Origin of the sequence: Streptomyces sp. NPDC093591, assembly GCF_044764885.1 — a bacterium.
In the GTDB taxonomy this organism is placed as follows: domain Bacteria; phylum Actinomycetota; class Actinomycetes; order Streptomycetales; family Streptomycetaceae; genus Streptomyces.
On record NZ_JBIWIY010000009.1, the window covers coordinates 251,962 to 270,800 of the forward strand.

At 68.7% G+C, this 18,839-nt stretch carries 6 protein-coding genes and 1 tRNA gene; all 7 read left to right on the forward strand.

Annotated elements, in window-relative coordinates:
- Positions 1-106 precede the first annotated feature (106 nt).
- The 7 genes from tmk to ACIREI_RS21065 all read left to right on the forward strand — a co-directional run bounded on the left by tmk (position 107) and on the right by ACIREI_RS21065 (position 18,374).
- A complete protein-coding gene (tmk, locus tag ACIREI_RS21035; RefSeq protein ID WP_403334758.1) occupies positions 107-3,319 on the forward strand; it encodes a dTMP kinase in 3,213 nt (1,070 codons plus the stop codon).
- A 212-nt stretch (positions 3,320-3,531) separates the two neighbouring features.
- Positions 3,532-4,737, forward strand: coding sequence for a DNA polymerase III subunit delta' (locus ACIREI_RS21040; RefSeq protein ID WP_403334759.1), 1,206 nt, complete (start codon positions 3,532-3,534; stop codon positions 4,735-4,737).
- A 136-nt stretch (positions 4,738-4,873) separates the two neighbouring features.
- Complete coding sequence (locus ACIREI_RS21045; RefSeq protein WP_403334761.1) at positions 4,874-6,517, forward strand: alpha/beta hydrolase; 1,644 nt, start codon at positions 4,874-4,876, stop codon at positions 6,515-6,517.
- A gap of 196 nt (positions 6,518-6,713) precedes the next feature.
- Positions 6,714-6,790, forward strand: a tRNA-Thr gene (locus ACIREI_RS21050).
- Between the two features lie 728 nt (positions 6,791-7,518).
- On the forward strand, positions 7,519-11,085 hold the full coding sequence (locus tag ACIREI_RS21055; RefSeq protein ID WP_403334763.1) for a LamG domain-containing protein: 3,567 nt from the start codon (positions 7,519-7,521) through the stop codon (positions 11,083-11,085).
- Between the two features lie 138 nt (positions 11,086-11,223).
- Entirely contained in the window at positions 11,224-18,120 is a 6,897-nt protein-coding gene (locus tag ACIREI_RS21060) for an RHS repeat-associated core domain-containing protein (RefSeq protein ID WP_403334765.1), read from the forward strand.
- Positions 18,117-18,374: a hypothetical protein gene (locus ACIREI_RS21065; protein WP_403334766.1), complete on the forward strand. Its 258-nt coding sequence runs from the start codon at positions 18,117-18,119 to the stop codon at positions 18,372-18,374. The genes ACIREI_RS21060 and ACIREI_RS21065 overlap by 4 nt, the downstream gene beginning before the upstream one ends.
- Positions 18,375-18,839 lie beyond the last annotated feature (465 nt).

The window sequence follows — 18,839 nt, forward strand, 5'->3', positions numbered from 1 at the left end:
ACGTCCGGTTCGCAAAACGAACGCCTCGGCATCAGTTTGGTGTCGGGGCGCGCGTACGTTCGGGCGCGCGCGCCGGGCTGTCAGTGGCTCCCGATAGGCTGAAAGCATGACGCGAGCCGAGCAGCCAACGGCCCCCCACCCCGCCTCCGACGACGCCCTTGCCGCGGACTCCCGCGAGCGTGCCGTGCGCGCCCTGCTGCGCCGACCGCAGCTCAAGCGCTTGTGGAGCGCGCAGTTGGTGGGCGGTGTCGGCGACATGCTCGCCCTCCTGGTGCTGGTCCTGCTGGCCCTTCAGGCGGCGATCGCCGAGGGGGCGTTCGGCGGTGGGTACCGGGGTGTGGCGTTCGCAGTGGCGACCGTCTTCGGCGTGCGCCTCCTGGCGACGCTGCTCTTCGGCGCCGTACTCCTGGGGCCCCTGACGTCGCTGACCGCCCAGGAGGGCCCCCTCGACCGGCGCTGGACCATGGTCGGCGCGGACGGCCTGCGGGTCGCCCTGCTGATCGTCGCGCCCCTGTGGATCGACTGGACGCCGGACGACGCGCTGGCCGTCCTGCTGGTCACCGCCTTCGTCACCGGCACCGCCGAGCGTTTCTGGACGGTGTGCCGGGAGAGCGCGGCGCCCGCGCTGCTGCCGCCCCCGCCGCCGGAGGGCGCGACGGTACGGCCGCTGCCGGACCACATGGACGCCCTGCGCCGCCTGTCGCTGCGTACGGGTTTCGTGGCGATCCCCCTGGCCGCCGCCGCACTCGTCGTCGCCTCCCTGCTCAACAACCTGCTCGGCGCCGGACTCGACTGGTTCGACCAGCACCAGGCGGCCCTCGCGTCGTATGTCGCGGCCGGTCTGTTCGCCGCGTCCCTGTCCGTGCTGACCTTCCTGGAGCTGCCCGGCACGCGCACCCCGCGCGCGCGGTCGCCGCTGGAGGGCCTGCGCCGCCCCAAGACGGGCTCGGGCGTCGACAAGGGCCGTACCGGCGCCATCCCGCTGCTGGTGGCGGCCTGCGCGGCGGTCGCCGGTTCGGTGTCCGCCGCGGTCGCCGTGGCCGTGCTGCACGCCAAGGACCTGGGCGGCGGGCCGGTGATGTACGGCCTGCTGGTGCTCGGGCTGAGCGGCGGCGTGGTCGTCGGCATCCGTACGGCGCCCTCCGTGGTGCCCACCCTGTCGAGGCGCCGGCTGCTGGCGCTGGCGATCGCCTTCACCGGCATCGCGCTGCTGGCCGCGGGACTCGTCCCGGACGTCACCACCGTGCTGCTGATCGTCGCGCTGGCCGGCGTCGGCGCGGGCGTGGCCGCCAACACCGGGCACACGCTGCTCGACCAGGAGGCCGAGGAATTCCGGCGGCCGCGCACGACCGAGCATCTGCACGCGGTCGTACGGGTCTGTGTGGCGCTCGGCGCGGTGATCGCGCCGCTGGTGGCCGCGCTCATCGGACCGCACCGGCTGGAGAGCGGCAAGTTCACCTTCGCGCACGGCGGAGCGGCGTTCACGCTGATGCTGGTCGGGGCGCTGCTGCTGCCGGTGGCCGTGCTGGTGCTGGCCAAGGTCGACGACCGTTCCGGTGTGCCGCTGAGGCAGGACCTGCGGGACGCGCTGCTCGGCGGCGACGACCCCGACCAGGTGCCCGCGACGTCCGGCTTCTTCATCGCCCTGGAAGGTGGCGACGGTGCTGGGAAGTCCACCCAGGCCGAAGCGCTCGCCGAGTGGATCCGGGGCAAGGGCCACGAGGTCGTCGTCACACGTGAGCCGGGGGCGACGCCGGTCGGCAAGCGGCTGCGGTCGATCCTGCTGGACGTGTCGAGCGCGGGGCTGTCGCACCGGGCGGAGGCGCTGCTGTACGCGGCGGACCGCGCGGAGCACGTCGACACGGTGGTCCGGCCCGCCCTGGAGCGCGGCGCGGTCGTGATCTCGGACCGGTACGTCGACTCCTCGGTCGCCTACCAAGGGGCGGGCCGTGACCTGTCGCCGACGGAGATCGCCCGCATCAACCGCTGGGCGACAAACGGACTCGCGCCGCATCTGACCGTGCTGCTGGACGTTTCGCCGGAGATCGCCCGCGAGCGGTTCACCGAGGCGCCGGACCGCCTGGAGTCGGAGCCGGCCGAGTTCCACGCACGCGTGCGGTCCGGATTCCTGACGCTGGCCGCGGCCGACCCCGGGCGCTACCTGGTGGTGGACGCCGGTCAGGAGCCGGAAGCCGTGACGACCGTCGTCCGGCACCGGCTCGACCAGATGCTGCCGCTGTCCGAGGCGGAGATCCAGGCCCAGGAGGAGGCTCGGCGCAAGGCCGAGGAGGAGGCCCGCCGCAAGGCCGAGGAAGAGGCCGCCCGCAAGGCCGAGGAGGAGCGCCTGGAGCGCGAGCGCCAGGAGCAGCTCGCTCGGCTGCGCGCCGAGGAGGAGGAGCGCAAGCGGCGCGAGCTGGAGGAGGCGCAGCGCCGCGAGGCCGAACGGCAGGCGGAGGAGGCCCGGCTGCGGGCCGAGGAAGCGCGTCGGCGTGCCGAGGAGGAGCGACAGCGGCTCCTCGCGGAGGAGAAGGCACGCGCCGAGGAGGAAGCGCGCCGCAAGGCCGACGAGGAACGGCGCCGCAAGCAGGCCGAGGAAGAGGCCCGGGTGCGCGCCGAGGCGGAGGCGCTCCGCCTGGACAAGCAGCGCAAGGCGGAGGAGGCTCTGCTGCGGGCCGAGGAGGCGCGGCGGCTGGCGGAGCAGGCGGCGGCCGCGGCTGAGGCGGGGCCGAGGCCGGCGGGGCCCGGGGCCGGGGCTCCCTTCGGGGACGCGGCGACGGTTCCTACGCCGGTGGTGACGCCGGGGAAGGCGCCGGACGGGGCGTCGGACGAGACGACCGTGTTGCGGCCGGTGCGGGATGAACGGCCTGGCGGCGAGCGTTCTGCCGGTGGCCCTGCTTCCGGTGAGCGGGTTTCCGGGGAGTCCGAGTCCGAGGTGACGGCGAAGCTGCCGCAGCCGCCCGTGCCTTCGGGGGCGGCGGACGAGACGGCTGTGCTTCCGCCGGTGACGCCCGGTGCGGCCGATGAGACCGCTGTGCTTCCGCCGGTGGTGCCGGGGGCCGCGGACGAGACGGCTGTGCTGCCTCCCGTGTCGGGGACGGGGGAGGAGTCTGCGGGCCGGGTTCCGCCGGGGTACTTCCGGGACGAGGAACGTACGCGCGAGATGCCTCAGGTCGACGAGTCGGGGACGCCCAGGCGCAGGACGCGGTCCGACTGGGCCGAGGAGACGCCGCTGGATGATCTGCCGACGCTGGCGGATGAGCTGTTGGGGCCGCATGAGGACGAGTACGACGAGGACGGGGGCCGCGGGCGGCGACGCTGAGGTCGTCGGCGCTCGGACCGACCGGCACCGAGGTCGGTTGGTCAGCCGGGCCGGGCGGTGCTCGGCGTGGGGCGCGGGCGCTCGTCGGCGTCGGCGGGGTGCCGGTTGTGCCCGCAGGGGTGCCGGTTCTGCCCGCTCCGGCACCCGTTGTCAGTGCAGGCCCGCACAATGGATCCCGCACCGCGAAATGTGAGCGAAGGGCGGCTGGACCCATGAGCGTGTGGGACGACCTGGTGGGGCAGGAGAGGGTCAGTGAGCAGCTGGGTGCTGCCGCTCGGGACGCCGATGCCCTCGTCACCGCCGCCGCTGCCGACGCGCCTCCCCCCGAGGCCTCCAAGATGACGCATGCCTGGTTGTTCACGGGGCCGCCCGGGGCGGGGCGGAATCAGGCGGCGCGGGCCTTCGCCGCCGCTCTGCAGTGCGTCAGCCCTGATCGGGCGCTGGGCGGCGCCCCCGGATGCGGGTTCTGCGACGGATGCCATACGGCACTCGTCGGCACGCATGCCGACGTCACCACCGTCGCCGCCGTGGGCTCCCAGATCCTCGCCGACGACATGCGGGACACGGTCCGCAAGTCGTTCACCTCACCGGCGAACGGTCGCTGGCAGGTCATCCTCGTCGAGGACGCCGAGCGGTTGAACGAGAAGTCGGCCAACGCCGTCCTGAAGGCCGTCGAGGAACCCGCCCCCCGTACTGTCTGGCTGCTCTGCGCCCCCTCCATCGAGGACGTCCTGCCCACCATCCGCTCCCGCTGCCGCCACCTGAACCTGAGCACGCCCTCGGTCGACGCCGTCGCCGACATGCTCGTACGGCGGGAGGGCATCGAGCCCGAGGTCGCCGCCGCCGCGGCCCGCGCCACGCAGGGGCACGTCGACCGGGCCCGCCGCCTGGCCACCGACCCGGCCGCCCGTGAGCGTCGGGCCGCCGTGCTCAAGCTGCCCCTCCGGCTCGGCGATGTCGGCGGTTGCCTCAAGGCCGCCCAGGAGCTCGTCGACGCCGCCGCCGAGGACGCCAAGCAGCTCGCCGAGGAGATGGACGGCAAGGAGACCGAGGAGCTGAAGGCGGCGATGGGCGCGGCCCAGGGCGGCAGGATGCCGCGCGGCACGGCGGGCGTGATGAAGGAGTTGGAGGACAAGCAGAAGCGGCGCCGGACGCGGACCCAGCGCGACAGCCTCGACCTGGCGCTGACCGACCTCACCGCCTTCTACCGCGATGTCCTCGCCCTCCAGCTCGGCTCCCGCGTCGCCCTCGCCAACACCGATGCGGAGGACGCCCTGGAGCGCCTCGCCCGCGACAGCGCCCCGGAGTCCACACTGCGCCGCATCGAGGCGATCGCCGCCTGCCGCGACGCCCTCGACCGCAATGTGGCACCGCTGCTCGCGGTGGAGGCGATGACCATGGCACTCAGAGCGGGGTGAACCGGCTGCCGCCCGCGTCCACTTGTCCCACCCCTCTCACCCGCAAGTGATCAACAGGAGGCCTGCCATGTAACCCGTACGAGCCGTGCTGTGCACGCACAGCATCCGAATCACTGCACAGAGTTACGCTCGCCTGATGCACACCAGGCGCACTCCAGTCAGCACTGACCCGAGCCCTACCGGCCACGGCCCACGCACCCGCCGCCCGAACCCCCGGCGAGCCCGCGCGGTCGGTACCCTCCTCACCGTCGCCGCGCTGCTCGTCTCCGCCTGTTCCTCCGGGGGGTCGACGCACTCGGGGAACCCGGCGGCCTCCGGGAAACCTGCGGCCGAGGCGGCGCTGGCCGCACTGCCGCGGTCGACGCCGGCCGCGCTCACGCCGTACTACCGGCAGAAGCTGACCTGGCGCAGCTGCGGGACGCCCGGCTTCCAGTGCGCCACGATGAAGGCGCCTCTGGACTACGCGGAGCCGGCCGCCGGGGACATCAAGCTCGCCGTGGCCCGCAAGAAGGCGACGGGGCCGGGCGGGCGGCTCGGGTCGCTGCTCGTGAACCCGGGCGGTCCGGGCGGCTCGGCGATCGCCTATCTCCAGCAGTACGCGGGGATCGGCTACCCGGTCGCCGTGCGCGCCCGGTACGACATGGTCGCGGTCGACCCGCGCGGAGTCGCCCGCAGCGAGCCCGTCGAATGCCTGGACGGCCGCCAGATGGACAGGTACACGCAGACGGACTTCACGCCGGACGACGCGAAGGAGGCCGACGAACTCGTCGCCACCTACAAGAGGTTCGCGGAGGGATGCGGCGCGGATGCGCCCGGCCTCCTGCGCCACGTCTCCACCGCCGAGGCGGCCCGGGACATGGACCTCCTGCGGGCGGCGCTGGGCGACGAGAGGCTGACGTACGTGGGGGCGTCGTACGGCACCTTCCTCGGGGCGACGTACGCCGGGCTCTTCCCGGACCGGGTGGGCAGGCTGGTCCTGGACGGGGCGATGGATCCCTCCTTGCCAGCCCGCCGGATGAACCTCGACCAGACGGCGGGATTCGAGACGGCGTTCCGGGCGTTCGCGAGGGACTGCGTACGGCAGCGGGACTGTCCGCTGGGCAGCAAGGCCGGTGACGTCGGCAAGAACCTCAAGGCCTTCTTCAGGAAGCTCGACGGGCGGCCCATCCCGACCGGCGACCCGGACGGACGCGTACTCGGCGAATCCCTCGCCACCACCGGCGTGATCGCGGCGATGTACGACGAGGGAGCCTGGGCGCAACTGCGGGACGCGCTGTCCTCGGCGATGCGGGAGAAGGACGGCGCGGGTCTCCTCGCCCTGTCCGACAGCTACTACGAGCGCGACTCCGACGGCAGCTACACGAACCTGATGTTCGCCAACGCGGCCGTGAACTGCCTGGACCTCCCGGCGGCCTTCGCCACCCCCGAAGACGTCCGCGAATCCCTCCCCGCGTTCGAAAAGGCGTCCCCCGTCTTCGGCGAGGGCCTCGCCTGGGCCACCCTGAACTGCGCGTACTGGCCGGTGGCGCCCACCGGTGAACCGCGCCGCATCGAGGCGAGGGGCGCGGCCCCGATCGTCGTGGTCGGCACCACCCGCGACCCGGCGACCCCGTACCGCTGGGCCCGCGCCCTCTCCGGCCAGCTCTCCTCGGCCCGGCTGCTCACCTATGACGGCGACGGTCACACGGCGTACGGGCGGGGCAGCAAGTGCATCGACAAGACGATCAACGCGTATCTCCTCCGGGGGACGCCGCCCACCCGCGACAAGCGCTGCTCGTAGCTTCTCGGTCGGCCCTGTTCCGGCCCTGCTCCCAACCTTGTGCCGGCCCTGTTGCGGTGCCGGAAGCCCTCGCTCCGGGGTCGGGAGGGGCCTGGGGCAGGGCCGGGACAGGGCCTGGGCGGGGGCGGTACGGAGCACCCTCGGAAACTGTGTAGACTTACCGACGTTGCTGATCGCACCATAGTGCGGACGGCGCGCCGCCTTAGCTCAGATGGCCAGAGCAACGCACTCGTAATGCGTAGGTCTCGGGTTCGAATCCCGAAGGCGGCTCCATGGGAAACCGCAGGCCAGGCATCTGACCTGCGGTTTCTTTGTTTCCTGGACCTTGGAATGTGCGCATGCAGCGCCTCTTGCGCCTGTGCATGGAATGCGCAGGTCGGAGCTTCACTCCGTAGGTTCACTGAGGCGGCTCTCGCGTCAGATATGGCGCTGGCCTGCGGTTTCTTGGAGATCACTCACGGGTGAGCCGACACGTTCGAGGGGCGGGGCGGCCAAGGGGTGGCCATCTGTGCAATGGCGGTGCATGGGGGAGCTCTCGGCGGTCGCCGTGCCAAGCTCTGTCTTTGTGGTCACTCGACAAAACAGAGTGCGGACACGAGGTTAACTCGTTCGCACGACCGGGTCGCTCGCCGTCCCGACCGAGCCCGTGGGCGGCAACGGCATCTGGACTGGGCCTTGTTGGTGGGTCTCGTGTACGACAAAAGCCAATTTGACATTTCCTTGACACTTGCAGGCCTCTACATGTGTCATGTGCACCACTTGTGTTGATCACGTGCAAGCAAGGGGTGGGGCGGGTGGGGGACGGGCGGCAGCGTGCCCGAAGAGGCGCTGGACGGCGGGTCGGCCTGGCGTGGCTGACAGCGCTTGCCGCGCTGGTGACGGTGGTGGCAGTTACCCCAGTTTCGGCGGCGTAGACAGCGTTTGCTGCGGAGAGTGGCGATCTGTCGGAGTCGGAGCGCGCGCAGGAGCAGGCGGCCGAGTCGGGTGAGCGGGTCGAGGTGGTGGGCGAGCGCACCGAACGGGAGACGGTGTTCGCCAATCCGGATGGCAGGACGTTCACGCTTCGGAAGTCGATTGCTCCGGTGCGGGTGGAGAGAGCCGACGGCAGTTGGACCGCTCCGGATGCGACGCTGGTGAAGAGGGCGGACGGGTCCGTCGAGCCGAAGGCCGCCGCAGTGGATCTGTCGTTCTCCGGTGGTGGGGACGGCAAGGACCTGGTGACGATCGCCGAGGGCGGCCAGTCGGTCACGCTCGACTGGCCGGGCAAGCTTCCGGTGCCGAGGTTGGATGGCACGCGGGCGATCTACGAGAACGTGCGCTCTGACGTGAATCTGATCCTGACGGCGACGGTGGAGGGCTTCCGGCAGGTGCTGGAGGTCGAGACGTTGGAAGCGGCGAAGGATCCGGAGCTTGCGTCGCTGAAGTACTCGATGGACGTCGAGGGCCTGCGGGTGCGTGAAGGCGCGGCCGGGACGATGGAGGCCGTGGACGGCAACGGGCAGGTCGTCTTCCGATCGCCGTCGGCGCGGATGTGGAACTCCGCGGGGCAGGCAGGGAGCGCTGAAGGCCTTGGCGCGCAGAGTCTCGCAGTGCGACCACTGGGCACGCCCCTGACGGAGGAGTCGCCCGAGACGACGCCGTCCCCGACCTCGGTGGAGGAACGACCGGTCGGTCCCATGGAAGAGGGCGATCCGCTGGCCGGTCCTGGTGTCGGGGACGAAGCGGCCGTCATGGACGTCGATGTGACGCAGACGCAAGTTACCGTCACACCCGACGCCGACCTGATCGCGGACACCACAAGTGCCGAACTCCCGCTCTACATAGACCCGTCGGTGGAGATGAACGAGTCCGAGCGCACGGTGCTCTCCTCGGACGGGGACGTCTTCTACAACTTCTCCGGCGGCGACAACGGCGTGAGTGTCGGCCGTTGCAGCTCCGCCGTGATCGGCGGGGTGCGCTACTACTGCACCGCAGGCAGTGCCTATACCAACCGCATGTACTTCGAGTTCACGCCAGGAAAGCTCAAGGGCAAGCAGGTGCTGGACGCGACGTTCGCGGTGACGGAGACGTGGTCGTTCTCGTGTGACGCGCGCTGGGTGGACCTGGAGCGCACGGATGGCATCTCGTCCTCGACGCACTGGCCGGGTCCCGGTGGTCCGAAGTCCGACAACTCCTGGGATCAGATGGGTGACCGGAACATCTCGGCGGGCCGGGGCGACGCGTGTAGCCCGTCGCAGCCGCGCAAGCCGATCGAGTTCAACGACGACCCGCAGGAGACGGACGAGAATCTCACCTCGACGGTGAAGGCGTTCGCCGACGGTAAGTTCAAGACGTTGACGCTGATGCTGAAGGCGAAGGACGAGTCGGACCCGATCGCGTGGAAGCGTTTCGACGACGACGCCGTCATCGACGTGACGTACGTCGGCAAGCCGGCCGTGCCGACCGAGTACGGCCTCGAGACCGGCACCAACCAGATCTGCTCCAAGAGCTCGACTGCGCCAACCACATGGTCGGACCCGACCCCGAATCTGGCCGCGACGCCGCAGACCGTCGCGGGAGGTGAGGCGTCCGCCTCGCTGCGCGTCTACTTCGACCTGGACGTGAAGAACACGGACGGCACGTGGGCGGATGCGAAGGAGCCCGCCACCGGCTCGGAGAGCCCGACCACCGGCTATGTCGGTGACGGCCATGACCTGAACAAGACGTGGGATGCGACGCTCACGGACGGCAAGCAGTACCGCTACCGCGCCTGGACCCGCTCGTACTACAACAGCGGGGACAGCATTCTGGGCGGCTCCGCGACTCCGTTCTGCTACTTCAAGATCGACAGCAGTGCGCCGAAGCCGCCGTCGATCACCTTCACCTCGACGTATTCGGTGTGTGTACCAGGTGACTGCGCGCCCAAGGGTGCTCCGGGCAAGTCGGGGACGGTGACGTTCGGGCCGGCTAGTGGGGACACGAACACCAGTTACGCCTACAAGCTGTCCACGGACAGTTCGTGGCGGCCATGGAAGTCCGGGGCGACGGTGACCGAGACCATTACTCCGGTCGACTCGGGCACGCTCACCCTGGAGGTCATGGCCAAGGACTCGGTGGGCCGCACGGGACAGAACAAGATCCGCTTTCTGGTCGACGAGGGTGACGGTCCCGTCGGTAAGTGGACGTTCAACGAGGCTTCCGGTGCAGCCGTCGATGTCTCCGCTGCAGCTGCGGCCCAGCGCGATGACGCGACCATCAGCGGCGCTACCCGGGTGACCACGGGCCGGCGTGGTGTGGTCACCGAGAACGGTGTGACCGGCGAGGACAAGGCGTTGAAGGTCGGCGGCATCCGTTATGCGGCGACTGCGGGGAAGGTGCTGGAGACACAGGCGTCGTACACCGTGTCGGCCTGGGCACGCCTGGATGCCACCGGTGTGGCGGCCACGGTCCTGGGGCAGGACGGCACGTACTACAGCCCGTTCTTCCTCGGGTACTGCGCCGGTGCAGACCGGTGGTGCCTGCGCCTGGCCGATGCGGACGCGGTCACGACCTCGCTGGACAACCAGCGGGTGGACTCGCTGGACGCTCCGCAGGTCAAGGTGTGGACTCATCTGGCGGCGGTCATCGACACCAGTGCCAAGACTCTTGCCCTCTACGTCAACGGCGTGCCGCAGGGCAGTGACACTCTCACCACTGGTGCCTGGTCGGCGGCGGGTGCGTTGCAGATCGGCCGGGTGAAGTACAAGGGCTCCTACGTCGATTACTTCCCTGGCGAGGTGGATGAGGTCACTGTCTGGCAGGACATCAAGCTGACCGATGCGATCGCCCGTGAGGCCAGCCCGGTCGACGCGGTCGGCAAGGCGTATGCCGAGTTGGTTGCCCAGTACACGCCGGAAGGCGCGACGGGCGCCACACTGACCGACACCTCCGGGTACGGCAACACCCTCACCCTCTCGTCCTCGGGTGCGTCCCTGGACGGCGAGGCCCTCGTGCTGGACGGCACGGCGGGTGCGGCGACGGCGTCGCGGCCGTTGGTGTCCGACACCGGCTCCTTCACCGCCGCCACCACCGTCAGCGTCGACACGCAGTCACTGACGGGCAAGCCCGACGGCTATCGTGCCCAGGTCCTTGGTCAGCGCACGGCGTCGGGTTCGTCGTGGAGTCTATGGGTGGAGAAGACCGGGACGGAGAACGAGCCAGTCCTGGACGACGACGGCAATCCCGTCCTGGACGACAACGGGGTCCCGCAGACCCGCACGGTCGCGGTGGCCCGCTGGCACTTCGGCCGGCTCACAGCCGACGGCAGCGGCACCTCAGTTGTCAGCGACGAGGCCGCGGTTCTGGACAGTGAGGTGGGCTTGGTCGGCGCCTATGACGCCCGGACGCGCGAGATCACTCTGTTCGTCGGCAGCATGCGGCAGGGCGACCCGCTCGCCTACACCGCTGTGGTCGGGAGCGGAGAGTTCGCGGCGGGCAAGGGCTACACCAGCGCGTGGGGCAACCACCTGTCCGGCCGGATCACGGACATCCGCTTGTGGGCGGGCGCAGTGACCGACGCCACTCAGGTCGAGAACCTCATCGGCTACTGATCCCCCGCTGCGGTGCCCGCACCAGCCCTGATGAGGAGAGGTGTGGGCACTAGGCAGCCGTCTTCACTTCCTTGGAGAACCCCTGTGCCCCCTCGCTTGTATCCACCAGGCCCACACGCCCGGCGGAGCGCGCTGACCGTGCTCCTCGCGGTACTGCTGTCCGTGCCGGCCTCGCTGACTCCGTTGGCGCAGGCGGCCGAACTGCCGGGCCGCCCCGACGTGCCCGGAGTGAAATCCACCAAGGTACGAGAGATCACCATCCCCCAGGCCAAGGCCGCCCGCACCAAGGTGGCCCAGCAGAAGAAGGCCAACGAGAAGCTCGTCGAATCGGCCCGGGCGGAGCGCGCGTCGGCATGGCCGAAGGCCTCCACCTCGACCACGGACCTGGCTCGCGCGTCCAAGGCGAAGTCCGTTGTCGAAGTCGAGTCGGTGAAGGCCAAGGCCACCTCCGCCTCGGGCAAGGCGAAGGTCACCGTCCTGGACCAGAAGGCAGCCCGCCGCGCCGGCGTGACGGGCGTGCTTTTCACGGTCGCCGCGGAGCAGCCGGGCTCGGCTCGGGTCACTGTCAACTACGGCGCGTTCGCGTCGGCCGTGGGCGGCAACTGGGCCTCCCGCCTTGGCCTGGCCCGGCTTCCGGCCTGCGCGCTGACGACTCCCGAGAAGGCGGTCTGCCGTACCACCACCCCTGTGGCCTCGGACAACGACGTCACCGAGGAGTTGGTCACCTCCCGTACCTCGGTCGCCTCGACCGCCGCTCCTACTGTCATGGCCCTGACTGCGACGGCGGCCGCGACCTCCACGGCCGGCTCTGGTGACTTCAAGGCCACCCCGCTGGCGGCTTCGTCGACCTGGGAGGCCGGAGGCTCCTCTGGCGCGTTCGCCTGGTCGTATCCGATCGCGGCGCCTCCCGCCGCCGCGGGCCCGGCGCCCGCCCTGGAGCTTTCCTACAACTCGGCCGCCATCGACGGGCGGACGGCCAACACCAACAACCAGGGCTCGATGGTCGGTGAGGGCTTCGACCTGACCTCGTCGTACATCGAGCGCAAGTACGGCGTCTGTGAGGACGACGGTCACGCCGACAAGTCCGACCTGTGCTGGAAGTACGACAACGCCTCCCTGGTGCTGAACGGTTCCGCCAGCGAACTCGTCAAGGACGACACCAGCGGCGAGTGGCGCCTGAAGGACGACGACGCCTCCGTCGTCACCCACTCCACAGGCGCCGACAACGGCGATGAGGGCGACGCCGACATCGATGGTGAGGGCGAGTACTGGAAGGTCGTGACCGGCGACGGTACGACGTACACGTTCGGCTTGAACAAGCTGCCGGGTGCGGGGGGTGAGCGCACCGACTCGGTGTGGACCACCCCGGTGTTCGGCGACGACAGCGACGAGCCCGGCTACGACAAGGGCAGCGAGTTCAAGAGCCGTTCGATGAGGCAGGCCTGGCGCTGGAACCTCGACCTGGTCGAAGACCCGCGTGGCAATGCGGCGACGTACTGGTACAAGGCGGAGAGCAACAACTACGCGAAGAACAGCGACAAGACGGCGTTGGCGTCCTACACGCGCGGCGGCTACCTGGAGGAGATCCGCTACGGCCAGCGCCGGGACACTCTGTTCAGCGCGCCCGCCTCGAACAAGGTGACCTTCACCTACAAGGAGCGCTGCACCGCCTCCGACTGCTCCTCGCTGACCGAGGACACCGCAAACAACTGGCCCGACGTGCCCTTCGACGCGATCTGTTCCGCGGAGGAGGACGACTGCAACTCCAACGGTCCGTCCTTCTTCACGCGCAAGCGTCTGGCGTCGATCAACACGTACTTCTGGTCGCGGGCGGCCGAGCCGGACGCGTTCCTGCCAGTCGACTCCTACACGCTGGACCAGGACTTCTTCAACGGCCAGGACATCGGCAACAGCTCCGACCAGGTCCTGGTCCTGGAGTCCCTGACCCGCACAGGCAAGAACGGCACGGACATCTCAGTACCGCCCATCGACTTCATCTACCAGCAGCGCCCGAACCGGGTCGACTCCACCGACGACGACATTCTGGCCCTGACCCGCCCACGCATCGCCTCCATCATCGCGGAGACCGGTGCGATCACGTCGGTCACCTTCTCCGACCCGGAGTGCGTGCGGGGCAGCAACATGCCCGCCGCCGAAGACAACAACAGCATGTCCTGCTACCCGGTGTACTGGCCGGTCAACGGCGGCGACCCGCAGCTGGACTGGTTCCACAAGTACCGGGTCACCGGGGTCACCACGAACGACCCCGGCGCGGGCAACCCCGGTACGCAGACGTCGTACGACTACGCAACGCCCGGCTGGCACTACGACGACGACCCCTTCACCAAGGAGAAGGAACGGACCTGGTCGATCTGGCGGGGCTACCAAAAGGTCACCGTCTACAAAGGTGACGCAGGCGCGACCCGGTCGAAGACCGTGAAGCTGTTCGCGCGAGGCATGGACGGCGACAAGAAGAAGGACGGCACAACCCGTACAGCCGTCGTCACAGGCATCGATCTGGACAACACCACTGCGGTCACAACCGACAACCTCAACGTCGCAGACCTCGAGGACCGCGACTACTACGCGGGCCAGCTGCGTCAGGAGATCATCTACGACGGTGCCACCGCAGTCTCCGCGACGGTCAACAACCTCTGGGCGCAGCGGACCGCCAGCCAGCAGAAGTCGTACGCGAACATCGAGTCATACTTCGTCAGGACCGCCCGCACTCACAGCTACACCTACCTGACGGTCGCGAAGAAGTGGCGGGCCGGAGTGGTCACCACCACCTACGACTCCAAGTACGGTATGACCACGTCCGTAGAGAACCACGGCGACTGGTCGGTGGACGGGGACGAAACCTGTACGCGTACCTGGTACGCGCGCAACGACGCCAAGGGCCTGACCTCGCTGGTCTCGCGGACCCGTACCGTGGCCAGGTCCTGTGCCACGACCGAAGCTTCGCTCACCCTCCCGGCCGACTCCGGCACCCGCGGGGACGTGCTGTCCGACACCGCGACGGTGTACGACAGCCCTTCGGCCACGGGCTGGGCGCCGGACCAGGTTCCGACCCTGGGCCTGCCCACTTGGACCGGTCGCGCGAAGGCGTACCCGGCGGCCTCGGGTACCGCCGAGCGCAACCCTCTGCCGGCCACCGGCTGGCAGACCGTCACCACGACGACATACGACACTGCCGCAGCCAAGCTGGGCCGCCCCCTGTCGGTCACCGACGCCAAGGGCCGCACCACGACCACGGCCTACTACCCAGCAGCCGCTGGGCCGATGACCACGAAGGTCATCACGCAGCCGAAGCTGGCCTCCAACAGCCAGGCCCACCAGACGACCACCCTCTACGACCCGGCCCGCGGCTCTGTGAACTACACCCTCGACCAGAACACCAAGCGGACCGAGAACACCTACGACTCCCTCGGCCGCGTCACGGCGACCTGGCTGCCCAACCGTTCCAAGTCCGCGGGCGACAGCCCGAACGTCAAGTACGGCTATGGCATGGAACGCGACAAGGCGCCCTGGACCTCCGTGGCCACGCTCAAGGCCGACGGCGCCACGTACACCATCTCGTACGCGCTGTACGACGCGCAGCTGCGGCCGATCCAGACACAGCTCACGTCGCCGCAAGGCGGCCGGGTCCTGACCGATACCCGCTACGACAGCCGCGGTCTGGCCTACGAGACCTACGCCGACGTCTACGACAACACCACCGGGCCCACCAGCAAGTACAGCCAGGTACCGTACGGCGGCGGCAGCCAGACCAACACGGAGTTCGATGGCACCGAGCGGCCCACCACGTCGACGCTGCTCGTCGACGGGGTGAAGAAGTGGTCGACGACCACCACCTACACCGGTGACTCGACGGCAACCACAGCCGTCCAGGGCGGCAACGCCACCCGCGCCATCACCGACGTCTTCGGGCGCACGGTCGAGACCCGCACCTACGGCGGCACCGCGCCCAATGACACGGCCTACGGTGCGACCACTGGTACGTCCTACACCAGCGTGCGCAACAGCTACACGGGAGATGACAAGCCGGACACCATCACCGGTCCGGACAACGCCAAGTGGTCCTACACGTATGACCTGTTCGGCCGTCAGATCAAGTCGGTCGACCCGGACAAGGGCACCACGGTCACCAGCTACACCGAGCTCGATCAGATCGACACGGCAAAGGACGCCGAGAACCGAGTCCTGCTGTACGGCTACGACGAGCTGGGCCGCAAGACGGGCATGTGGCAGACCAGCCGCACAGAAGCGAACAAGCTCGCAGCCTGGACCTTTGACACTGTGCTGAAGGGCCTGCCCACCGCGTCCACCCGCTACCAGGGCGGCAAGGCCTACACCAAGCAGGTCACGGCCTACGACAGCCTTTATCGACCCACCGCTACCAGCCTCACCCTGCCATCCGACGACGCGCTGGTGACCTCCGGTGCGATTGCACCAACCGCCACCTTTGAAACGACGTACCGGCTCGACGGCACGGTCGGCAGCACGAAGTCGCCCGCGGCCGGCGGCCTGACGTCCGAGACCGTAGAGACCCGTTACAACAGTGCGGGCCTGCCCAACGAGCTCTCCGGCGCCTCCGGTTACCTGCTTGCAGCCGACTACACGGCACTCGGTCAGGTCGGTCAGCTCCAGCTCGGAACCGCGGCAGGCACCAAGCGGGTCTTCGTCACCAACACCTGGGAGAAGGGCACGGGCCGGCTGCTGAACGCGGCCGTCGACGACCAGACCCGCGGGCCGGTCCAGGAGCTGACCTACGGCTACGACCAAGCTGGCAATGTCACCTCCATCGCCGACAGTGCCGACATCGGCACCGGCACCGACAACCAGTGCTTCGCCTACGACACCCAGCGCCGCCTGACAGAGGCCTGGACGCCGAAGACCGCCGACTGCGCGACCTCCGGCCGTACCACCGCCAACCTCGGCGGTCCGGCACCGTACTGGACCTCGTACACGTACACCACATCCGGCCAGCGCAAAACAGAGAAGCAGAACACGGCCACCCCGGTCACCACCACCTACTGCTACAACGACACCACCCGCCCGCACGCCCTGACCGCCACCACGACCGGCAGCACCTGCACCGGTGTGGCCGCGCAGTACACCTACGACGCCACCGGCAACACGGACAAGCGCGTCGAGAAGGCCGGTTCCAGCACCACCCAGAGCCTCGCCTGGGGCGCCGAGGGCAAGCTCACCCGAGTCACCGAGGGAGCGGCAGCCACCGCCACCAACTACCTCTACGACGCCGACGGCGAGCTCCTCATCCGCCGGGACAACGCCACGGACGGTGAGACCGTCCTCTACCTGGGCAACACCGAGGTCCACCTCAAGACCGGGCAGAAGTGGGCCAACCGCTACTACGGCGTGGCCGGCTCCACCATCGCCCTGCGCACCAACCAGTCGGGCTCCGAGAAGCTCAGCTTCCTCGCCGCCGACCGGCATGGCACGACTTCGGTCTCCGTCACCGCCGACTCCACCCAGGCGCTGACCAAGCGCTACAGCACGCCCTTCGGGGCGGGCCGGGGAGCGACGATCGGCGTCTGGCCCGACGACAAGGGCTTCCTCGGCAAGTCTGCCGATGCCGGGACGGGGCTGACGCACATCGGGGCGCGCGAATACGACCCGTCCATCGGCCAGTTCATCAGCGTCGACCCGATCCTGGATCCGGCTGCACCGCAGACCGTCAACGGCTACAGCTACGCCGGCAACAACCCCGTCTCGTTCAGCGACCCGACCGGCACCATCCGGCTCAATCCCGACGGCACGCAATGCGAGGGCGGCTGGAACGAATGCGGGCCTGGACCCGGACCCAAGCCGTCCGACTCCGGAGACGGTGCCCAGACAGGTACGGGCACCGGGTATGACAGCAGCGGGTGGGTCGCCAACCACTCGCCGACCACCAACGACCTCGACGAACTGATGAAGTGGTTCTCGGAGTGCAGCCCGAACGGCCACTGCGCGGACGGCGACTACTGGAACACGCCCGTCATGGAGAACAGCGGGCAAGCTCAGGCATGCTTCGGCAAACTCGCCTGCGCCAAGGCCCTTCGTTTCCTCCTCACCAGCGATGACGTTGAGGAGGCCAAGCACATCGCCGCCACCTACTGCCTGGCTAACTTCAACGCGTGCATGGAGGACGCCAAGGCGTACGAGCGCGGCAAACTGATCGAGAGCTTTGTCGGAGCCTTGCTCACCGGTGGTGCGGGCATCAAGGGTTCCAAGGGAACGGCCGGAGGCTGTAACTGTTTCCTGGCAGGGACCGACGTCCTCATGGCCGAAGGCAGGACCCAGAACATCGAGGACATCGAGGTTGGCGACAAGGTGGTGGCCACCGACCCCGAAACAGGGGAGACCGGGCTCCGTGAAGTCACGCACATAATCGTTACCGGCAGCGACAAGCATTTCAACGAACTCACCCTCGCTACGGATGAGGGCACGGAGAAGTTGACGGCGACCTACGAACACCCCTTCTGGTCACCCTCCCAGCAGCGCTGGATTGAAGCTGCCAGCCTTGCAGTCGGCATGAGCCTGCGCACCGACGACGGTAGTAACGTAACCGTGACGGCGAACAGACCGTTCACACGGCTCGTTCGCACCTACAACCTCACGGTCGAAGGTCTGCACTCGTACTACGTGCTGGCCGGTGAGACACCGATCCTCGTGCACAACAGCGGGCCCGGATGCGGATCGAACTGGATCTCGGAGGACAGGCTTCCGCATCACTATATGAGGAAGAACGACCAGGGAATCATGCACGCCGAGGAGTTCGGCGTGATCGGGTCCTACAACAAGGCGAACAGAGACAAGTTCATCAAGAAGATCGAGGAGTTGGTGAAGAACCCGGGAACGCGCATGATCGAGGGCACCTACCGGAAAATGCCGGCCATCCACTTCGTAGACGACTCGGGACTGCACGCCTCCTTCGCTGCGAGCGGTCCGAACGTCGGAGAGTACCTCGGAGGATGGCGGTCCCAAGGCGAGCAGCTAAGGCATCTGCGCGAAGAAGGGGTTCTGTGAAGATCGAGCTCACGGCCGACCAGGCACTCGTCCTGTCTGATTGGCTGGATCGTGTCATGCACCGGAAGGAGTTCTCGGCGATCGTCGACGATCGTGCCGTCTGGTCCCCGCTGTTCAGCATCAGCGGGTCACTGGAAACGCAGCTGTCGTCGATCTTCGATGCCTCCTATGGTGAGCAATTGGAAGCGGCTCGGCAGCGGTTGATCGGCGAATTGGGTGACTTCGGCGAGATGCCCGGTGGTGACTCGCCATAGTCTTGCCAGCTGTCAGGTGCTTCCAAGGCCGGGCATGCCGAAACTCGTAGACAGGTGCCCGCCGCCGCAACACGTTGCGGCGGCGGGCGTCTTTCGATCCAGATGCTTTCGCTCTGCGGAGCCACTCGTGATCGGCCTTAGTGGGAACCAGTTACTTTCGGCAGTGCCCTGCTCCGGGCCTGCGGGAACCTGTGGGTATCCGACAAACTGCTGCGTGTAGGCGTTGAGGTGCAGCGAGGATGGCCAGGGTGGCCAGCGGGTGGCCGGACGCCTTTGGACACTGCAGCATGAGGTACCGGCATTAAGTACGGCGCACACGCTCTGATCAGGCGCAACAGCATCCGGCAGCATTAGCCGTCATCATCCAGCCTGATCACTTGTGGCCTCGTAATGCGTAGGTCTCGGGTTCGAATCCCGAAGGCGGCTCCATCTAAACCCCAGGTCAGGCATCTGACCTGGGGTTTT